Below are 19,355 nucleotides of genomic sequence, written 5' to 3'. Positions count from 1 at the left end.
CCTGAGGAGACCCGGATGAAACTCAAGCAACTCGCCGTCGCATTCGCCGCAACGCTCGCCGTGGCCGCCCACGCCGACATCAATGTCGGCGTCACGCTGTCGGCCACCGGCCCGGCCGCTTCCCTCGGGATTCCGGAGAAGAACACCTTCGCGCTGATGCCCCAGACCCTGGGCGGCCAGAAGGTCAACTACATCGTGCTGGACGACGCCTCCGATACGACCACGGCCGTCGCCAACACGCGCAAGCTCGTCACCGACAACAAGGTCGACATCATCATCGGCTCGACGGTGACGCCCAACTCCCTCGCCATGATCGACGCGGTGTCGGAATCCGGCACGCCGATGATCTCCATGGCCGCCTCGGCCCGCATCGTCGAGCCCATCGACGCGAAGAAGAAGTGGGTCTTCAAGACGCCGCAGAACGACATCATGATGGCCTTGGCCATCGTGACCCACATGGTCGACCACGGCATCAAGACGGCCGCCTTCATCGGCTTCGCCGACGCCTACGGTGAAGGCTGGTGGGGCGAGTTCAACAAGATCGCTGCGACCAAGAAGCTCAACATCGTCGCCAGCGAACGCTACAACCGCACGGACACCTCGGTCACCGGCCAGGTCCTCAAGCTCGTCGCCGCCAGGCCCGACGCCATCCTCATTGCCGGCTCGGGCACGCCCGCCGCGTTGCCGCAGAAGGCGCTGAAGGAGCGCGGCTACGCCGGCAAGATCTACCAGACCCATGGCATCGCCAACAACGACTTCCTGCGCGTTGGCGGCAAGGACGTCGAAGGCACGCTGCTGCCGGCCGGCCCGGTGCTGGTGGCCGCCCAGCTGCCGGCCGACCATCCGGTGAAGAAGAGCGCCCAGGACTACATCGCCAAGTACGAAGCCGCCAACGGCAAGGGTTCGGTCTCGACCTTCGGCGGCCACGCCTGGGACGCCGGCCTGCTGCTGGCCGCCGCCGCGCCCGAGGCCCTGAAGAAGGCCCAGCCCGGCACGCCCGCCTTCCGCGCCGCCCTGCGTGACGCACTGGAGAACGTGAAGAACGTGGCCGGCGCCCACGGCGTTTTCAATATGTCGGCCGGCGACCACCTGGGCCTGGACCAGCGCGCCCGCGTCATGGTGCAGATCGAAAACGGAACCTGGAAACTCCTCAAGTGAGTACCCTGCAGAGCTATATCGCCGGCCGCTGGGTCGGCGAGCGCGCGGCCAAGCCGCTGACGAGCGCCATCAACGGCCGCCTCATCGCCCACACGCATGAGGAGGGCCTGGACTTCGCCGAGGCCATGGCCTATGCGCGCGGCACGGCGCTGCCGAATCTGCTGCGCTCGCACTTCCAGGACCGCGCCCGCGTGCTGAAGGCGCTGGCCGCCTACCTGATGGAGCACAAGGAGGAGCTCTACGCGATCAGCGCCCACACGGGCGCGACGCGCAGCGACTCCTGGATCGACATCGAGGGTGGCATCGGCACGTTGTTCGCGTACGCCTCCATCGGCGGCAAGGACCTGCCGAGCAGCAATGTGCTGCACGAAGGCCCGCCCATGCGCCTGGGCGCCAACAACCACTTCATCGGCAGCCATGTGATGGTGCCCAAGCGGGGTGTGGCCCTGCACATCAATGCCTTCAACTTCCCGATGTGGGGCATGTTGGAGAAGTTCGCGCCCAGCTTCCTGGCGGGCATGCCCTGCCTGGTCAAGCCCGCCACGGCGACCAGCTATGTGGCCGAGGCCTGCGTGAAGCTGATCGTCAATTCCGGCCTGGTGCCGGCCGGCGCCCTGCAACTCATCATCGGCGGCACGGGCGACCTGTTCGAGCGGCTGGACGAGGCCGACGTCGTCACCTTCACCGGCAGCGCCGACACCGCGCTGATGCTGAAGGCCCACCCCAATCTGCTGAAGAAGAGCATCCCCTTCAACGCCGAGGCCGACAGCCTGAACTGCGCCATCCTGGCGCCCGACGTGACGCCGGACGATCCGGAGTTCGACCTCTTCATCAAGGAGGTGGCCCGCGAGATGACGGCCAAGGCCGGCCAGAAGTGCACGGCCATCCGCCGCACCATCGTGCCCGCCCAACTGGTCGATGCCGTCGCTACGGCACTCAAGGCCCGCCTGTCCAAGACGGTGGTGGGCGACCCCGCCGTCGAAGGCGTGCGCATGGGCGCCCTGGCCAGCAAGGCCCAGCAGGCCGACGTCACCGAGCGCGTCGCCCAACTGGCCCAGAACTGCGAACTGCTGCTGAGCGCCCGCGACGGCTTCGCGCCCAAGGGCGAGGGCGTCGGCGAGGGTGCCTTCTTTGCGCCGACGCTGCTGCTGGCGCGCGATTCGGCCGTCAGCGACGCCCATCATCTGGAAGCCTTCGGCCCGGTGACGACGCTGCTGCCCTATGGCGACTACGAAGAAGCCCTGCACCTGGCGACGCTGGGCCGCGGCAGCCTGGTCGGCACCGTCTGCACCAAGACGCCGGCCCTGGCCGCGCAAGCCGTGCCGACCTTTGCCGCCTGGCATGGCCGCATGCTGGTGCTGGATCGCGAGGCCGCGCTGGAGAACACCGGCCACGGCTCGCCCCTGCCCAAGCTCAAGCACGGCGGCCCCGGCCGCGCGGGCGGTGGCGAGGAACTGGGTGGCCTGCGCGCCGTCAAGCACTATCTGCAGCGCTGCGCCGTGCAAGGCTCGCCGACCATGATCTCGGCCGTCACCGGCGAATACCAGCGCGGCGGCGCCGTCACCGAGAGCGAGGTCCATCCCTTCCGCCGCTACTTCGAGGATGTCGAGGTGGGCATGAGTCTGCTGACGCATCGCCGCACGGTAGGTGAGGCCGACATCGTCGCCTTCGGCGGCCTGTCGGGCGACTATTTCTATATGCACTTCGACGAGGTGGCTGCGAAAGAGTCGCCTTTCGGCCAGCGCATCGCCCACGGCTATTTCGTGCTGTCGGCGGCGGCCGGCCTCTTCGTCAGCCCGGCCCCGGGTCCGGTGCTGGCCAACTACGGCCTGGAGAACCTGCGCTTCGTCACGCCGGTGGCCATCGGCGACACCATCCAGGCGCGCCTGACGGCCAAGCGCAAGATCGACCGCCCGCCGCGCGACGACCAGCCCGCCCAGGGCGTCATTGGCTGGGACGTGGCGGTGACCAACCAGCGTGGCGAGCTCTGCGCGAGCTACGAGATCCTGACGCTGGTCGCCAAGCGCGAACGGACTTGATGTGAACGCCCAGCAGGCCCGGGATATTGCCTTGGGCCTGCCTGGCGCGGTCGAGAAGCCGCATCACGAGCTGACGTCCTTTCGCCTGCCCGGCGCCAAGGGCAGGATCTTCGCGACCCTGACGCCGGACGGCGCCGAGCTGCGCGTCTTCATCAAGGACGAGGCGGCACGGGACGCCTGGATTGCGCGCGAGGCGGGCGTGGTCGAGTCGCTGTTCTGGGGCGCCAAACGCTGCGGCGTGAAGCTGCTGCTCGCGAAGGCCAGGCCGGCCTGGGTCAGGGAGTTGCTCGCGCAGTCCTGGCGCGAGAACGGTGGGGTCAGCGAGTGACCGGGCCTTCTGCGGCGGCCTTCAGGTCGGCGCGGCGTGCGCCGGTGAAGCGCTTGGCCCAGTAGGAGTCGCGCATGTCTTCCACGCGCACGGCGCTGCCGGTGCGGGGAGCATGGATGAATTTGCCTTCGCCGACATAGATGCCGACATGGCTGAAGGTGCGCTTCATGGTGTTGAAGAACACCAGGTCGCCGGGCTTGAGCTCGCTCTGGCCGATGGTCAACAGGCTGTTGTCCTTGGCCTGCTCGTCGGCACGGCGCGGCAGCACCAGGCCCACGCTCATCTCGAAGATGTGGCGGGTGAAGCCGCTGCAATCAAAACCGTTCTCGACCGAGTTGCCGCCCCGCGTGTAGCGCACGCCGAGGAAGTTCATGGCCGACAGCACGAGGTCGGAAGCCGTGTCCCGCACGCTGGCCAGCAGGCGAGATGACCCGCTGCCTTGCTCGGCGCTGTTCAGCAGGCCGCGCTCGCTGAGGAAGCGGCTGACGGCGTCCTGGGGCGTCGTGGCGGCGGCGGGCTTGGCGGGGGCAGCTTGTGCGGCCGTCTTTTCTGCGCTGGCCTGCTGTTGTTGCAGGCTCTGGCCATAGGCCCCCGTCATCGTGCCCGGCGGCGGCGTCAGCGTCGCGGCCTGGGCCACGCCTTGCGCATGCGCCGCAGCGCAACCGATGACCAGAAGGCCGGCGGCAGCAATGCGATTCAGCAGGGCGGTGGGGGAGACCAGGGACATTCGCGAAAGAGAGGAACCGGGGCGGACCGCAGGCGGTCGCGATAGCGGAGACGGGACAGCGGCGCGCAGGTTAGGGGGGCACCCCGGCACCGTCAATCAATGCAGACGTAAAGCGCTCGATTTTCAGGGCAAACCCCGGCTTGGTCGACGGCGAACTCGGTAAAAACCCTGAAATAGATCACGGCAAGCTGTTGCGAAAGGTCAGATTTGCGTCAGTGCCTCCGATCCACACTGAGAGCATGAGCAAGTCCTACGCCGAATTCCACCAACGCTCGCTGACCGAGCGCGACGCTTTCTGGGCCGAACAGGCCAGGCGCATCGATTGGCAGACGCCGCCGCAGCAGGTCTGCGACACCAGCAAGCCGCCTTTCGCGCGCTGGTTTGTCGGGGGCACCACCAATCTCTGCCACAACGCCGTGGACAGGCACGCGGCGACCCGGCCGGCTGACCGCGCGCTGATCTGGGTGTCGACCGAAGTGGGCCAGGAGAAGGTCTACGGCTTTGCCGAACTGCAGGCCGAAGTGGAGGTGATGGCCGCCATGCTGATGGCCCAGGGCGTGGGCCCCGGCGACCGCGTCCTGATCTATATGCCGATGATTCCCGAGGCCGCCTTCGCGATGCTGGCCTGCGCGCGCATCGGCGCCATCCACTCCGTGGTGTTCGGCGGATTCGCGTCGGTGAGTCTCGCCAGCCGCATCGAGGACGCGACGCCGAAGCTCATCGTCAGCGCCGATGCCGGCAGCCGGGCCGGCAAGCGCATTCCCTACAAGCCCTTGCTGGACGAGGCCATCACGCTGTCGGCCCACAAGCCGGCCGCCGTGCTGATGGTGGACCGCGGCCTGGCGCCCTTCGAGCGCATGGCGGGCCGCGACCTGGACTACGCCGAACTGCGCCGCCAGCACGACGGGGCCCGCGTGCCCTGCGCCTGGCTGGAGTCCAACACGCCGAGCTACACCCTCTACACCAGTGGCACGACCGGCAGGCCGAAGGGCGTGCAGCGCGACGTCGGCGGCTATGCGGTGGCGCTGGCCACCAGCATGGACTGGATCTTCGGCGGCAAGGCCGGCGAGACCTATTTCTCCACCAGCGACATCGGCTGGGTCGTGGGCCACAGCTATATCGTCTACGGCCCTCTGATTGCCGGCATGGCGACGCTGATGTTCGAGGGCACGCCGGTGCAGCCGGATGCCGCCGTGCTGTGGAGCCTGGTGGAGAAGTACCGGGTGACGGTGATGTTCAGCGCGCCCACCGCCGTGCGGGTGCTGAAGAAGCATGACGCGGCCCTGCTGAAGCGCCACGACCTGTCGTCCTTGCGCGCTCTCTTCCTGGCCGGCGAGCCGCTGGACGAGCCGACGGCGCGCTGGATCGCCGAGGGCCTGGGTGTGCCCATCATCGACAACTACTGGCAGACCGAGACCGGTTGGCCGCTGCTGACGGTGGCCCACCACATCCCCGGCGTCGAGGCCGTGCCGACACGCCTCGGTTCGCCCGGCGTGCCCATGTATGGCTATGACGTGAGGCTGCTGGACGAGAACACCGGCGCGACGCTGGAAGGGCCGGACCAGAAGGGCGTCCTCGTCATCGAGCACCCGCTGCCGCCCGGGGCGCTGCAGACGGTGTGGGGCGACGATGCCCGCTTCGTCAACACCTATTGGGGCAGCGTCCCCGGCCGACAGGTCTACTCGACCTTCGACTGGGCCACGCGCGATGCCGACGGCTACACCTTCATCCTCGGCCGCACCGACGACGTCATCAATGTCGCCGGCCACCGCCTGGGCACGCGTGAGATCGAGGAATGCATCTCCGGCCATGCGGCCGTGGCCGAGGTCGCCGTCGTCGGCGTGGCCGACCAGCTCAAGGGCCAGGTCGCCATCGCCTTCGCCGTGCTGCGCGATCCCGGCCAGGCCTCGCTGGCGCTGGAAGGCGAGGTCATGAAGCATGTCGACGCCCAGCTGGGCGCGGTGGCGCGGCCGGCGCGGGTGCATTTCGTGACCCTGCTGCCCAAGACCCGCTCCGGCAAGCTGCTGCGCCGCGCCCTGCAGGCCGTGGCCGAGGGCCGCGACCCAGGCGACCTGACGACGTTGGACGATCCCTCGGCGCTGGCCCAAGTGAAAACCCTGCTGCACAAATAGGGGTATGTCGAACGGCTGGGGGAAGCCCGGCCGACAGAATCGCGCCCTTCCCACAAGGAGACGCGATGAAACCCGTCCTGACCACCCTGGCCGTGCTGGCGCTGACCGCTGCGGGCGCCCAGGCGCAGCCCCAGTTGCCCGCCCCCAATTTCCCGAGCTTCGGCTCCGTGGCCGATGTGCAGACCCGCTGCGACAGCGGCCTCAAGGGCGCCCAGCAGCGTGTCACCGCCCTCGAGAAGCGCAAGGTGGATGCCGGCTGGCTGGCCGCCTACGACGATCTGACCGTCTACCTCGAAGACAACCAGAGCCCCAACGACTTTGTCCTCAACGTCCATCCCGACAAGGCCGTGCGCGACGCCGCCCAGGCCTGCTCGCTGCGCTGGGCGGACTTCGGCTCCAGCTTCGGCCAGAACGAGAAGGTCTATCGCGCGCTGAAGAAGGCGCCCAGAAAGGACGCCATCGACGCCGAGCTGGTGCGTCTGGCCGCGGGTCAGTTCGAGGACACCGGCGTGGCCCTGCCCAAGGCGAAGCGCGAGCGCGCCAAGCAGATCCTGGACAAGCTCTCCGAGCTGGACCAGCAGTTCAACAAGAACATCCGCGACGCCGGCACCCGCGTCGCCTTCACCGAGGCCGAGCTCAAGGGCGTGCCGGCCAGCGTGTGGGAGGGTGCCAAGCGCGACGAGCAGGGCCGCATGCTGCTCGGCGTGGACAACCCGAGCTATGTGCCCGTCATGCGCAGCGCCGAGAGCGGCGAGGCGCGCCAGCGCATGTGGCTGGCCAAGATCAACGAAGGCGGCCAGGCCAACCTCGACCTGCTGGCCCAGATCGTCACGCTGCGCGGCGAGTACGCCAAGCTGTTCGGCTTCGACAACTTCGTCGACTTCAACCTGCACCGCCAGATGGCCAAGAACGGCGCGACGGCCACGCGCTTCCTCGACTCGGTGACCGGTGCCGTCAACGAACGCGAGAAGACCGAGCTGCAGGAGCTGCGCGCCGCCAAGGCCCAGCACCTGGGCACGCCGCTCGACCAGACCAAGGTCGAACGCTGGGACGCCACCTTCTACAGCGAGCGCGTCAAGCGCGACAAGTACAGCGTCGACCAGAACGCCTTCCGCCCCTATTTTCCGCCCCAGGCCAGCCTGGACTTCGCCCTGCACGTCATCGAGAAGATGATGGGCGTGAAGTACACGCGCGTCGACAACAAGCTCTGGCATGAAGACACCCAGACCTATGTCGTCAGCGACGTGGCCACGGGCAAGCCCATCGCCCAGCTCTACGTCGACCTCTATCCGCGTGACGGCAAGTACAACCACGCGGCGGTCTGGCCGCTGCGCGGCAGCGCCACCCGCATCGCCCGCACGCCGGCCGCGGCCCTGGTCGTCAACTTCGACCGCAACGGCCTGACGCTGGACGAGGTCGAGACCCTGCTGCACGAGCTGGGCCATGCGGTGCACGTGGACCTGTCCAAGACCCGCTATGCCTCGACCGCCGGCACCAGCGTCATGCACGACTTCGTCGAGGCGCCTTCGCAGATGCTGGAGGACTGGGTCTACGACAAGAAGGTGCTGAAGCTGATGCAGGAGGTCTGCCCGAGCTGCAAGCCGCTGCCCGACGCGATGGTGGACCAGGCTACGGCCGCCAAACACTATGGCAAGGGCGGGCAGTTCGGCCGTCAGCACCTGTTCGCGAGCTATGACATCGCCCTGCACCAGCAGGCCAAGCCCGATCCCATGGCGCTGTGGGCCAAGATGGAAGGCGCGGTGCCGCTGGGGCATGTGCCGGGCACGATGTTCCCGGCCGGCTTCGCCCATATTGCCGGCGGCTACGGTGCCGGCTACTACGGTTATCTGTGGAGCCTGGTCGTCGCCATGGACCTGCGCACGGCCTTCGCGGCCGACAAGCTCAACCCCGAAGTCGGCAAGCGCTACCGCGACCTGGTGCTGGGCCAGGGCGCGCAGAAGCCCGCGCCCGAACTGGTCAAGGACTTCCTGGGCCGCGAGTCCAACTCGCAGGCCTTCTTCGACTACCTGAAGAAGTGATCAGGCGCAGCTGCTCGAGCCACAGCTGTGGCTCGGGGCGGCAGCGGCCGGCTCGCGGCATTCACCCGTTGCCGGGTCGAAACCGCGCTGCTCCATCGTGAACACCAGGGCCGCATCCATCATCTCGGCGTGCTGGGGGAACCATCCCGCCAGCTCGGTGCGCAGGATGTTCAGCGGCTCGCGGTCGTTGAGCTCGGTCGCGTAGCGCAGGGCCTCGCGCATCACGTTCAGCACCATGGCGTGCTGGCCGCTGTGGCAGTTCTGCGCCTCGAAGCCGCAGCGTGCCATCCAGTCCTCCTCCATCGCGAAATGGGCCTCGGTGTGAGCCAGCAGCGCGTGATAGGCGGGCAGGGCGTCGACGCCTTGGTCCAGCGCGGCGCCGAAGGCATTCAGGTGTTCGACGAACTCCTGGTGGGTGCTGTCCAGCGTCGGCTGGTTCAGCACGAGGGATTCGGTCCAGGCAAGGGTGCTCATCTGACGGATGCTAGGCGTTGGGTGTCGCGACGGTGTTGAGCCAGCTCAAGCCAGGCGCGCACGGTGGCGGGCCACCTGGGCGCGCACCTGGGCCGGCGCCGTGCCGCCCAGCACATTGCGGGCGTTCAGCGAGCCTTCCAGCGACAGCACGTCGAAGACATCGGCCTCGACGCGCGCATCGAAGGCCTTCAACTCGTCCAGCGACAGCGCCGCCAGGTCCACGCCCTTGGCCGTGGCCGTCTTCACGGCATGGGCGACGACTTCATGGGCGTCGCGGAAGGCCGCGCCCTTCTTGACGAGGTAGTCGGCCAGGTCGGTCGCCGTCGCGTGGCCCTTCAGCGCCGCGGCGCGCATGGCTTCGGGCTTGGGGCTGAGGCCGGCCAGCATGTCGGCAAAGATGCGCAGCGTGTCCTTCAAGGTGTCGACCGTGTCGAACAAGGGTTCCTTGTCCTCCTGGTTGTCCTTGTTGTAGGCCAGCGGCTGGCCCTTCATCAGCGTGACGAGGCCGACGAGATGGCCGACGACACGGCCCGTCTTGCCGCGCGCCAGCTCGGGCACGTCGGGGTTCTTCTTCTGCGGCATGATCGACGAGCCGGTGCAGAAGGCATCGGGCAGGGCGATGAAGCCGAAGTTCTGGCTCATCCACAGGATCAGTTCCTCGGACAGGCGCGAAATGTGCAGCATGACGAGGGACGCCGCCGCCGAGAACTCGATGGCGAAGTCGCGGTCGCTGACCGCGTCCAGGCTGTTCTGGCAGACGCCCTCCATGCCCAGCGTCTTCGCGACGCGCTCACGGTCCAGCGGGTAGCTGGTACCGGCCAGGGCGGCAGCGCCCAGCGGCAGGCGGTTGACGCGCTTGCGGGTGTCGAGCATGCGTTCGGCATCGCGGGCGAACATTTCCACATAGGCCAGCAGGTGGTGGCCGAAGCTGACCGGCTGGGCCACCTGCAGGTGGGTGAAGCCCGGCAGGATGACGTCGGCATGCTCGGCGGCCTTCTCGACCATGACGCGCTGCAGGGCCGTCAGCAGGCCACCGATCTCGTCGATCTCGCCGCGCAGCCACAGGCGCACGTCGGTGGCGACCTGGTCGTTGCGGCTGCGGCCGGTGTGCAGGCGCTTGCCGGCAATGCCGACGCGCTCGGTCAGGCGGGCCTCGATGTTGAGGTGCACGTCCTCCAGGTCCAGCTTCCACTCGAACTGGCCGGCCTCGATCTCGGCGGCGATCTCATGCAGGCCGCGCTGGATGGCGGCGTGGTCCTCGGCGCTCAGGATGCCCTGGGCCGCCAGCATCTCGGCATGGGCCAGGCTGCCGGCGATGTCGGCGCGCCACAGGCGCTGGTCGAAGCCGACGCTGGCCGTGTAGCGCTTGACCAGGTCGCTCATCGGTTCGGAGAACAGGGCGGACCAGGCTTGGGATTTGTTGGCGAGTTGGTTGTCTGACATGGGGCCGGCGGTGGAAATCAGCGCGCAAAATGCACGCGCAGCCCGGGATTATCGAACGCCAAGACCAACCCGCCCTTCGCGATCCAACCATGCCTTTCTTCAAGCGTCGCGCGCCAGCCCACCACAGCGTCTGGCACGAGTCCATGCAGCTCAGCCAATGGCTGGGCTTCGCGGCCACCGAGCTGCCCGAACTGCCCGAGCTCAGCAAGGCGCCGCTGCTGGATCCGACGCGGGCCTTCGACGTCTGCCATGTCGGCCTCGTGCTGCGGGCGGTGCTCGGCGTACAGCTGCTGCTGGGCCTGGCCTCCGCGGTCGTGGCGCGGGACGCCGTTCAATGGCTGATGCTGACGGCCAACGGCACCGTCGTCACCATGTTCGCCGTGCTGTCCTGGCTGCTCATCGTCTGCGCCGCCAAGCGCCTGTGGCCGCGCCTGCCGGAGTTCGCGCAATGGGGGGCGCTGATGGCGCTGGGCACCCTCGGCGCCCTCGCGGGCTTCGGCCTGCTGAGCCTGACCAGCGAGGATCCGGCCAGCGGCTGGCGCATTGCCAGCGTCGCCGCCTGCGGCGCCAGCGGCGCAGCCCTGCTGCTGGCCTGGCTCAAGATGCGCGAGCACACCCAGCGCCCGGCCGATGCGCTGGCCCAGCTGGTCGAGCTGCAGTCGCGCATCCGGCCCCATTTCCTGTTCAACACGCTGAACAGCGCCATCGCCCTGGTGCAGGTGGACCCGGCGCGCGCCGAGAGCGTGCTGGAGGACCTGGCCGAGCTCTTCCGCGTCGCCCTGGCCGACGCCAGCGCCTCGGTCACGCTGGCCGAGGAGGTCGAGCTGGCGCGCCGCTATCTCGCCATCGAGCAGATCCGCTTCGGCAAGCGACTGCGCATCGTCTGGCATCTGGACCCCGAGGCCAACGCCGCCAAGGTGCCGCCGCTGCTGCTGCAGCCCCTGGTGGAGAACGCCGTGCGCCATGGCGTCGAGCCCAACGACGAGGGCGGCGAGCTGGAGGTTCGCACGCTGCGGCGCGGCGCCGAGGTCGAGATCACCATCGTCAACACCGTCGGCGCGCCGGCGCGCACGGCCGGCCATGGCCTGGCCCTGCGCAATGTGCGCCAGCGACTGAAGCTGATGCACGACGTCGCGGCGCATTTTGAGATCGAATCCAGCGAGCAACGCTTTTGCTTGCGTATCCTGGTGCCGTTATGACCACTGCCCTGCGCGTCCTTGTCGTCGACGACGAACCCCTGGCCCGGTTGCGCCTGCGCGGCCTGGTGGACGCCATCCAGGAGCCGCGCTGCGAGGTCGCCGCCGAGGCGGCCACCGGCTCCCAGGCAGCGGCCTGGCTGCGCGAGCACAGCTGCGACATCGTGCTGCTGGACGTGCAGATGCCCGGCGCCGACGGCCTGCAGTTCGCCGACGGCCTGGCCCAGCGCCAATCCAGCCAGCCCGGCCTGCCGGCGCCGCTGATCATCTTCGTGACGGCCCATGCCGTGCATGCGCTGCGGGCCTTCGAGCTCGACGCGCTGGACTACCTGACCAAGCCGGTGCGCCGCGAACGCCTGCAGGCGGCGCTGGCCCGTGCGGCCCAGCGCCTGTCCGAGCGCGCTGCCGTCCACGCCCAGCAGCCGGCCGAGCAGCCCGCCGCCCCTGACGCCGGCGACTTCGTCACGCTGACCGACCGTGGCCGCCTGCTGCGCGTTCCGCTGGCCGAGGTGCTGTACTTCAAGGCCGAGTTGAAATACCTGACGCTGCGCACCGCCAGCGAGAGTCATGTGATGGACGGCGCGCTGTCCGAGCTGGAGCAGCGTTTTGGCGAGCGTTTCCTGCGCGTGCACCGCAACGCCCTGGTGGCCCGCTGGGCCGTGCGCGAGCTGGAGCGGCACACGCCGACCGCCTTTGGCGACCTGGACGGTGGCGATGCCGCCGAGAGCCCGGACAGCTGGGCCGTGCGCATCGTCCACGTCGACGAATGGCTGGCCGTGTCGCGCCGCCAGGTGGCCGCCGTGCGCGAGGCGCTGGCGGGGCAGAAGGGTTGATGAAACGCGGCGCGCTGCGGCTGGCGCGCGGGTGGCCGCTGGTCGCGCTGCTGGCGGTGGCAGGCAGTCAGGCCCAGCTGGCCGAACGGTGCGCGCGCCAGGCCGCGCAGCTCGCGCCTGAACCCAAGCCGGCGCCCGCCGCAGTCGCCTTGCTGCAAAACCGCCGCGACGAGCGTTCGCAGGCGATGGCCGACTACCTGCTGGCGGCCTCGGGTTCCTCGCAGGCCCTGGCCGCGCGCGCCCGCCTGCAGGACCGTGCGCGCTCCTCCACCGATCCGATGCTGACCGTGCTGGCCCTGCACATGCCCTGCGTGGAGCGGGGCTGCCGCAATATCGAAGCCTCGCAATGGTCGCGGCTGGAGCCGGCCAATCTGCTGGCCTGGCTGGCCCTGCCGACGCGGGTCCCGGTGGACGGTCGCTATCTGCTGGACGAGATCAGCACCCATGTGCGCTATTCGCGCGACTACCGGCAAGAAGCCGCGGCGCTGCTCAGCGAGCTGCCGCCGAGCGGGCTGGAGCTTCGCCAGCCCTGGGTCATCATCGACCTGCGCGCCCTGGCCGGCCGCTGCCGGGGCCAGATCGACGCGCCCACGGCCGAGCGTTGCGAGACCGTGGCGGGGCGGCTCTGGGACGACGGCGGCGCCACCGAGAGGCTGATGGCCCTGGTGCTGGTCCAGCAGGCCCAGGCCCAGTTGCCGCAGCGCCAAGCCGTCTGGGAGCCGCGGCTGCGCGAGCTGGAGGCGGTGCTGTTCAAGCCCACCAAGCTGGGCGGCGCTCCCATTCCGGTGCCCAGGGTGACGCGTGACAGGGTCTGCGAAGTCATCGCCTTGCCGCAGCCAGGCGAACTTGCGGCCATGAGCGAACGGGATCGAGCCCAGATGGTGATGCAGGCGGCGGGCGTGGGTTATTGGGACTGGCGCCCGCGACAGCGTGAGGCGATGAGGACGCCGCCTTGAGGAAGGGCTGGCGTTGGGCGATAGGGGGCCTGCTGCTGGTGGGAGCGACGGCGGGCTTGCTGGGGTGGTCGGCCAGGCGGCCGGAGCCTGTGGCCGTGGCGGCGCCTGCGTCCACGCCCGTGACTGTGGTGGCCGGCCAGTCGCCAGCACGGGCCGACGGGGCAGGTACGGCCGTGCTGGCGGCTCAGGCTGCGGCAGCCTCGGGGCCGGGCCAGGCCCAGGCCGGGGTCTCTAAGGAGTTCGTCGACGTCTGCGGCGTGGGGCGAGTCCGGCGCAGCGAGCTGGAGCCCGCCGAGGGTTCGGCGGCGCCGGCCTGGGCCCAGGAGCTGAACCGCCTCATGGAACAAGGGCTGCCCGACATGCTGAAGCGGCTCGACGCCGGCTCGCTGAGACAGCGCGTGGCCGCCGCCGCGCTGCGCGACGACGCCCAGGCGGCGGCCCAGTTGGCAGCGCGGACCCAGGACGTCGGCACCTACCGCATCGCGCTGCGGGCCTGTCGCAAGGATGCTGCCCTGCGGGACAGCTATCCCATGGCCAGGCAGCAGCAGGCCGGGCTCGCGGCCTCCGCGGCCAGCGACTTCGAAACGCCCGAGCTCAAGCCGCCGGGGCCGGTGCCGAGCGCCTGTGCCGCCATCAACCTGGAAAGGCTGGAGCTGCTGGATCCGGGCGACGCCTGGCCTGCGCTGCTGCGCCTGAACGATGCAATCACGCGGGGCGATGAGGCCGGCATCAGCCAGGCGCTTTACCAGGTCGCGCAGCGGCCGCGCCTGTCCGCCAATCTGCGCGCCCTCAGCGCCACCTTGGCCGAAGCCGTCGGCAGCGAGCCGACCCCGGGGGAATCCTGGGCCTTGGTCAGCGCCTTGAACATCGACATGTCGTCGCTGCTCGATGGGTCGCTGGCCAATGTGGGGCGTCCCTGCCGCGCCGACGCGCTGAAAGACGCCAACCGCCGCCAGCTCTGCGAGCAGGTGGTGAGACGCATGCCGGCCCTGGCCAGGGAAGCCGTCGATGCTCGCATGCTTCATGTGCTGGAGGCACGTCTGGGCCTGCCCCATAGCCCGCAGGCGCTGTCGCGCGAGGATCTGGATCGCGGGACCAAGGCCACGGGCGACAGCTTCATGGGCTGGATGTCGGAACCGACCTGCGCCAGCTTCAGCAAGATGGGGCAAGACGTGGTGGCCCTTGCCCGCGAGGGCGAGCTCGTCATGATGCGACCCCATCTGAAGGCCACGCCAGCCTCCGGCCCGCACTGAAAACCCGGCGATCCTGCGATGGCTATGCTGCCGGCATGACTGCACGGACCCGTCGGCTCGCTGTTTTGGCCTTGGTGGCGGCGCTGCTGCTGGCCGTTTGGCTGGGGAAGGGCAGACGAGGTGACGTCGCATCGGCCGCGGCTTCAGCCTCTCCCGCATCGGGCGCGGTGACCTTCGTGCTGGCGCGTGTCATGGCGACGCCGGCATCCGCGGGTGAAGCGCCGGCGCGGCCCGCCTCGTTGCCTGCCGCGATGGATGAGCGCAGCGCGCTGATGCAACGCATGAAGGCCGACTGGTGCGGCTTCGGGGCGGCCGAGCATGAGCGGCAGACAGAAGGCGTGCTGGAGCGCGCGCAAGCCAAGAATGGGATGGTGGGCACCGAGGCTATCGAAGAGGCCAAACAGACGCCAGGCGCTGAAGTGATGGAAGAAGCAACGGGGCAGGTGCGCCGGCGCTGGGTGAGGGCCCTGATGCAGCGCGGCGATCCACGCTCGCTGGCCGTCGCCGACTTCCTCGGTGGCCTGGACGAAGATGCCGGGGCGGCCCCTGTGCGCCTGCAGGCCCTGGCCCGCACGACCAGCGACCCCATGGTCACGGCACTGGCCCTGCAGCGGCCCTGCGAGGGCGGTGGTTGTCGCAACGTCGAGGCCTCGCAGTGGTCGCGGCTGGAGCCGGCCAATCTGCAGGCCTGGATGACGCTGCTGCGCGATGCCAAGGGCGGTGCACGCTCGAGCCAGGTCAGCTATGCCCTCGATCGCATGGCCGCCGAGGGGCGCTATTCGCGCAGCTACGAACGCGAGTTCAAGGCCGTGCTGCTGAGCCTGCCGCAGACGGAGACGCCCGGCCTGGTGAACGAGGCGGAGATGCAGCTCATCACTGGCAGTGCAGCCGCCTGGGCGATCGCGAGCTACAAGCCTTTGACGGAGGCCTGCCAGGCGGCATCGGCAAGCGGCCTGCTGCGCTGCGAGACCGTGCTCGATCGCTTGTGGGAGGGCGACAACCAGATGGACCGCGCCATCGCCCTGGGGATGGCGCGCCGGCTGGTCTTGCCCGTCCATCCTGAGCAGCGGGCGCGCTGGGAGCCCAGGGCGCGCGAGTACGAAGCCGTCTCCGCCTGGCGCGATCCGGCGCTGGAGAAGCTGCTGCAGAAGGCGGAATCACCCTGCAGCCCACAGACCGAGATGCGCCGATGGATCAGCAGGACGGCTCAACTGGGTGAATGGGGCCAGTGGCGCGCGGAGATGCGCGCGGCCAGGGTGGACGACGCGGCCCTGTCGGCGCAATGGCGTCGTGACGCTGGCCGCAGCGTCCTTGATCCCGACCCGGCCCGGCGCTGATCAGACCACCGGCACCCGCTGCATCGCGTCCAGGCTTTCGAGGATCAGCGCGTTCACGCGCGCCGCATCGACTATGGGCGCCATATGCCCGGCGCCTTCCAGCATCTTCAGCTTCACCAGCGGCAGCCGCACCGCCAGGCTCTGGGCCACACGGCGCGCGCTGGCGCGGGTGGCCGTGCCGCAGATCAGCTGCACCGGCATGCGCAGCAGGTCCAGCAGGCTGTCGCTCCACTGCGCGGCGAACAGGGCCTCGAAGTGGCGGCGCACCGTCGGCATGGCTTCGGCCAGGCGCATGTGCTGGGCGAAGTCCATGTCCGCCCAGACGTCGCGGCCCTGCCAATAGGCGCAGAAGCCGCGGGCGGCGCCGAAGTCGTTGCCGCGGTCCAGGGCGGTGCCCAGGGTCGCGGCGACTTCGCGGATCTCTTCCCACTCGGCTTCGTTCGGGCCCAGGGCCGGCAGCACGCCGAAGGCCACGGGCTCGTACAGCGTCAGCGACAGCACGCGCTGGGGCTGTTGCAGGGCCATCTGCAGGGCGACGGCGCCACCGTAGCTGTGACCCACCAGATGAAAGCCCTGGTCGGCCGCAATGCCGGCGGACGGCAGGCCGGCCAGCACGCCGTTGGCTTCGACGGCCAGATGGCTGGGCATCAGCTCGGGCCAGTCGGGCCGGCCGCCGTGGCCGTAGAGGTCCGGCATGTGCCACTGGAAGGCGTCACCGCCGTCGGCCGCGAGGCGGCGCCATTGACGGCCGCTGGAGGCGCTGGAGTGCAGGCAGACGACGGGGGCGGCGGTGTCGAGCATGGAAATCTCCGGGTGGGTGCCGGCCATCCTCGGCGGCCCGCGTTTCAAGCCGACTGCAGCGCCACTCTGGTTGGTATCAATCGTTTCAGGCTGCGCTGCCGTCGTCGGGCCGCGATCGTCGGCCGGCCGGGTTTTCCTGGGGTGGGAAGATTCACCGCCACCACCTGAACGGGTGGGCTGTAGGCCATCGCCTACCTGGAGCAGGGCCAGGAACCGACACCTGCCCGAGGGGTGGCGCGCCTAGATTGGGGCTCCCCAATCAACAGGAGCGCGCAATGAAGCACGCCAAGCATTTCTCGGCAACGGCCCTGGCCTGTGCGCTGGTGGCCGGCTCTCCCTTCCTGGCCGAGCCGGTCCAGGCGCAGCGCAGCAGCCAGATGGCGGCGTTGCGCGTGACCGGTTTCGACGTCGAGCAGGTGGACCGGCTGGAGCCGGGTGCAGAGTTGAACTTCACGGTCTGGGGCACGCCGGGGGCGGCCGTGCTGCTGCAGATCGACGGCAGCCGCCGCACCTTGCGCCTGGACGAGACCAGCGCGGGCCGCTACCAGGGCAGCTACATCATCGGCCGCTCCGACCGCATCGGGCCGGACTCGCGCGTGCATGCCAACCTGCGCCGCGACAACCGCGTCGCGACGGTCATGCTCGGCGAAGCCCTGCAGGTGGGTTGGCCGGTCCCGGGCGCCGCGGCGACGTTGCCGGAGATCCAGTCTGCCAACGTGGTTCGTGAGTCCGGCCGTGGCCGTGCCGACGCGCTGCGCTACACGGTGCGCGGCACGCCGGGCGGCCAGGCCTCGGTGCTGATGCAGGGCAGCGAGACGCGCAACGTCATCCTCGAGGAGATCCGTCCCGGCGAATACGCGGGCAGCTATGTGCTGCCGCGCGGTGCCTGGGTGGACACCGAGAGGCCGCTGGTGGCCCAGCTGCGTCTGGGTGAGCGCAGCGTGCGCAGCAGCGTGCCCAATGCCTATGCCGGCCTGAACCTGACGTCCCGCCGCGTCGATGCGGCCTGCTATGACTGCGCCACCGTGCAGGCGGTGAACGCCGTGCAGGTCGACGGCGAGGGCCGCGTGCTGGGTACTGTGGCCGGTGGCGTGCTCGGCGCCGTGGTGGGCAGCCAGTTCGGCAAGGGCGATGGCCGCACGGCCGCCGGCGTGGCCGGTGCCGTGGGCGGCGCGCTGCTGGGCCGCGAGATCCAGAAGCGCCACAACGAGCGCACCCAGTACGAAGTGGTGGCGCGCATGAACGATGGTCAGCAGCGCACCTTCGTCTATGCCGACGCGCCGAACTTCCGCGTCGGCGACACCGTGCGCGTGGTCGGCGACACGCTGGCCGCCTACCGGCCCTGAGCCGGGGCCATGGCTTCGGCGATGACGCGGTTGCGGCCTTCCGCCTTGGCGCGGTAGAGGGCCGCATCGGCGGCGGCGAAGAGCTGCTCCAGCGGGCGTTCGCCGGCCAGGGCGGCGACGCCGAAGCTGGCCGTCACGCGCAGGCCGTCGCCGAAGTCCTGGTCGGCCACGAGGGCGCGCAGCTTCTCGGCGATGGCCAGGGCCTGGTTCAGGCCGGTGTCGCGGCAGACCAGCAGGAATTCCTCGCCGCCCCAGCGGCCCAGCAGGTCCTGGCTCCGCACATGGCCGCGCACCAGTTCGGCCAGGCGGCTCAGCACGCGGTCGCCGGCCTGGTGGCCATAGGTGTCGTTGACGGTCTTGAAGTGGTCGATGTCGATCAGCACCATGCCGAGCGGGTGGCGGTGCTCGCGCCAGTCGGCGAGGGCCTGCTGCAGCACCTCCTCCAGGCCCTTGCGGTTGAAGGCGCCGGTCAGCGCATCGGTGGTCGCGATCTGCACCAGCTCCGCGCTGCGCGTCTGCAGCTTCACCAGGCGCATCAGCAGGTAGAGCAGGGCCAGGCCCAGCCAGATGCTCATGATGAGGAGGTACCAGCGCTCGGTGGACAGGTATTGCACGTCGTACTCGACGCGCTTGAGCACGAAGCGGTAGTCGCCCAGCGGCGCCTCGGTGCCGGTGACGACCTCGAGGGTGACGATGTTGTCGAACTCGGGCCGGCCCAGGTGGGGCGCGATGTGGAACTGCTGCATCCACCAGTTGGCGACGACGAAGTTGCGCAGGTCCACCTCGACCATGCCGCCCTGGATGGACGCGGCATTGATCTCGATGTGGTTGTACTTGGCGGCGTCTTCCAGGTGCTGCGGCAGGCCGTAGGCGGGGCTGGCGTTGCGCAGCTGGATCTTGACCGTGCCGGCCGGGCCGGAATAGTCCAGCCACAGCCGCATGCGGCGCACCTCGCTGAGGTCCACGCCCTTGACGAGCTGGGGGTCGAAGCGCAGCGCGATGCCGCAGTAGGGATAGCGGAAGCGCTCGCGCAGCGTGCAGCGCAGCTCGAAGCCTTCCTTGCTCGGGCCGCGGCTGACTTCGGTGCTGCCACCGTTGTTGCGCTGGTCGGACATCAGGTCCGCCGGCACCGTCACCCCAGGCGTGATGACGCGCACCTGCTGCAGCAGGACGTCCGAGAACCGCACCGCCGCCACGCTGAGCACGAGCAGCAGCAGCAGGCTGTACTCGGAACGCCACTTGAACCCCATGCCGCGATTGTTTGCGGTATCACGCTTGCCGCGCCGCCGGGGG

At 69.5% G+C, this 19,355-nt stretch carries 16 protein-coding genes; 11 read left to right on the top strand and 5 right to left on the bottom strand.

The features are described from left to right. Nucleotides 1-15: 15 nt before the first annotated feature. The 3 genes from AC3WOE_RS07685 to AC3WOE_RS07675 are packed head-to-tail and all read left to right on the top strand — an operon-like array spanning nucleotide 16 to nucleotide 3,525. Nucleotides 16-1,158: an ABC transporter substrate-binding protein gene (locus tag AC3WOE_RS07685; protein WP_492689455.1), complete on the top strand. Its 1,143-nt coding sequence runs from the start codon at nucleotides 16-18 to the stop codon at nucleotides 1,156-1,158. Beyond that, nucleotides 1,155-3,197, top strand: a complete 2,043-nt coding sequence (paaZ, locus tag AC3WOE_RS07680; protein WP_492689453.1) for a phenylacetic acid degradation bifunctional protein PaaZ — start codon at nucleotides 1,155-1,157, stop codon at nucleotides 3,195-3,197. The genes AC3WOE_RS07685 and paaZ overlap by 4 nt, the downstream gene beginning before the upstream one ends. Before the next feature lies 1 nt (nucleotide 3,198). Then, a complete protein-coding gene (locus AC3WOE_RS07675) occupies nucleotides 3,199-3,525 on the top strand; it encodes an MmcQ/YjbR family DNA-binding protein (RefSeq protein ID WP_492689452.1) in 327 nt (108 codons plus the stop codon). Here AC3WOE_RS07675 and AC3WOE_RS07670 read toward each other — a convergent pair. Beyond that, nucleotides 3,515-4,252, bottom strand: coding sequence for a C40 family peptidase (locus AC3WOE_RS07670; protein ID WP_492689451.1), 738 nt, complete (start codon nucleotides 4,250-4,252; stop codon nucleotides 3,515-3,517). The two genes, AC3WOE_RS07675 and AC3WOE_RS07670, sit on opposite strands and share 11 nt — an antisense overlap. Nucleotides 4,253-4,491: 239 nt before the next feature. Between AC3WOE_RS07670 and AC3WOE_RS07665 the strand changes: the two genes are divergently transcribed. Both AC3WOE_RS07665 and AC3WOE_RS07660 read left to right on the top strand, forming a co-directional pair. Next, nucleotides 4,492-6,384 carry a propionate--CoA ligase gene (locus AC3WOE_RS07665; RefSeq protein WP_492689449.1) on the top strand — a complete coding sequence of 631 codons (1,893 nt, stop codon included), beginning with the start codon at nucleotides 4,492-4,494 and terminating at the stop codon, nucleotides 6,382-6,384. Nucleotides 6,385-6,449: 65 nt separating this feature from the next. After that, nucleotides 6,450-8,423 (top strand): M3 family metallopeptidase, encoded by a 1,974-nt coding sequence (locus AC3WOE_RS07660; RefSeq protein WP_492689448.1) that lies wholly within the window; start codon nucleotides 6,450-6,452, stop codon nucleotides 8,421-8,423. Here AC3WOE_RS07660 and AC3WOE_RS07655 read toward each other — a convergent pair whose 3' ends face one another. Both AC3WOE_RS07655 and argH read right to left on the bottom strand, forming a co-directional pair. Beyond that, a complete protein-coding gene (locus tag AC3WOE_RS07655) occupies nucleotides 8,424-8,897 on the bottom strand; it encodes a hemerythrin domain-containing protein (RefSeq protein WP_492689446.1) in 474 nt (157 codons plus the stop codon). It abuts the gene before it with no gap. A gap of 45 nt (nucleotides 8,898-8,942) precedes the next feature. After that, on the bottom strand, nucleotides 8,943-10,340 hold the full coding sequence (gene argH / locus AC3WOE_RS07650) for an argininosuccinate lyase (protein WP_492689445.1): 1,398 nt from the start codon (nucleotides 10,338-10,340) through the stop codon (nucleotides 8,943-8,945). Between the two features lie 89 nt (nucleotides 10,341-10,429). On the opposite strand from argH, the gene AC3WOE_RS07645 reads away from it, so the two are divergent. From AC3WOE_RS07645 to AC3WOE_RS07625, 5 genes are all read left to right on the top strand, one after another. Further along, on the top strand, nucleotides 10,430-11,539 hold the full coding sequence (locus tag AC3WOE_RS07645; RefSeq protein ID WP_492689443.1) for a sensor histidine kinase: 1,110 nt from the start codon (nucleotides 10,430-10,432) through the stop codon (nucleotides 11,537-11,539). After that, entirely contained in the window at nucleotides 11,536-12,369 is an 834-nt protein-coding gene (locus AC3WOE_RS07640) for a LytR/AlgR family response regulator transcription factor (protein WP_492689442.1), read from the top strand. The genes AC3WOE_RS07645 and AC3WOE_RS07640 overlap by 4 nt, the downstream gene beginning before the upstream one ends. After that, entirely contained in the window at nucleotides 12,369-13,325 is a 957-nt protein-coding gene (locus AC3WOE_RS07635; protein ID WP_492689441.1) for a hypothetical protein, read from the top strand. Before AC3WOE_RS07640 ends, AC3WOE_RS07635 begins: the two co-directional genes overlap by 1 nt. Beyond that, on the top strand, nucleotides 13,322-14,578 hold the full coding sequence (locus tag AC3WOE_RS07630; protein ID WP_492689439.1) for a hypothetical protein: 1,257 nt from the start codon (nucleotides 13,322-13,324) through the stop codon (nucleotides 14,576-14,578). The genes AC3WOE_RS07635 and AC3WOE_RS07630 overlap by 4 nt, the downstream gene beginning before the upstream one ends. Before the next feature lie 167 nt (nucleotides 14,579-14,745). After that, on the top strand, nucleotides 14,746-15,915 hold the full coding sequence (locus AC3WOE_RS07625; RefSeq protein WP_492689438.1) for a hypothetical protein: 1,170 nt from the start codon (nucleotides 14,746-14,748) through the stop codon (nucleotides 15,913-15,915). On the opposite strand, the gene AC3WOE_RS07620 is transcribed toward AC3WOE_RS07625, so the two are convergent. Then, the gene (locus AC3WOE_RS07620; RefSeq protein WP_492689437.1) at nucleotides 15,916-16,716 is read right to left on the bottom strand and encodes an alpha/beta fold hydrolase; all 801 of its coding nucleotides are present in this window, start codon (nucleotides 16,714-16,716) and stop codon (nucleotides 15,916-15,918) included. It lies immediately after the preceding gene. A gap of 275 nt (nucleotides 16,717-16,991) precedes the next feature. Here AC3WOE_RS07620 and AC3WOE_RS07615 point away from each other — a divergent pair, with 275 nt between their 5' ends. After that, nucleotides 16,992-18,062 carry an outer membrane lipoprotein gene (locus tag AC3WOE_RS07615; RefSeq protein WP_492689436.1) on the top strand — a complete coding sequence of 357 codons (1,071 nt, stop codon included), beginning with the start codon at nucleotides 16,992-16,994 and terminating at the stop codon, nucleotides 18,060-18,062. On the opposite strand, the gene AC3WOE_RS07610 is transcribed toward AC3WOE_RS07615, so the two are convergent. Next, nucleotides 18,050-19,312 carry a GGDEF domain-containing protein gene (locus tag AC3WOE_RS07610; RefSeq protein WP_492689435.1) on the bottom strand — a complete coding sequence of 421 codons (1,263 nt, stop codon included), beginning with the start codon at nucleotides 19,310-19,312 and terminating at the stop codon, nucleotides 18,050-18,052. The two genes, AC3WOE_RS07615 and AC3WOE_RS07610, sit on opposite strands and share 13 nt — an antisense overlap. Nucleotides 19,313-19,355 lie beyond the last annotated feature (43 nt).

Source organism: Roseateles sp. FW305-36 (assembly GCF_058787015.1).
This window is presented reverse-complemented; position numbering and strand designations above follow the sequence as displayed.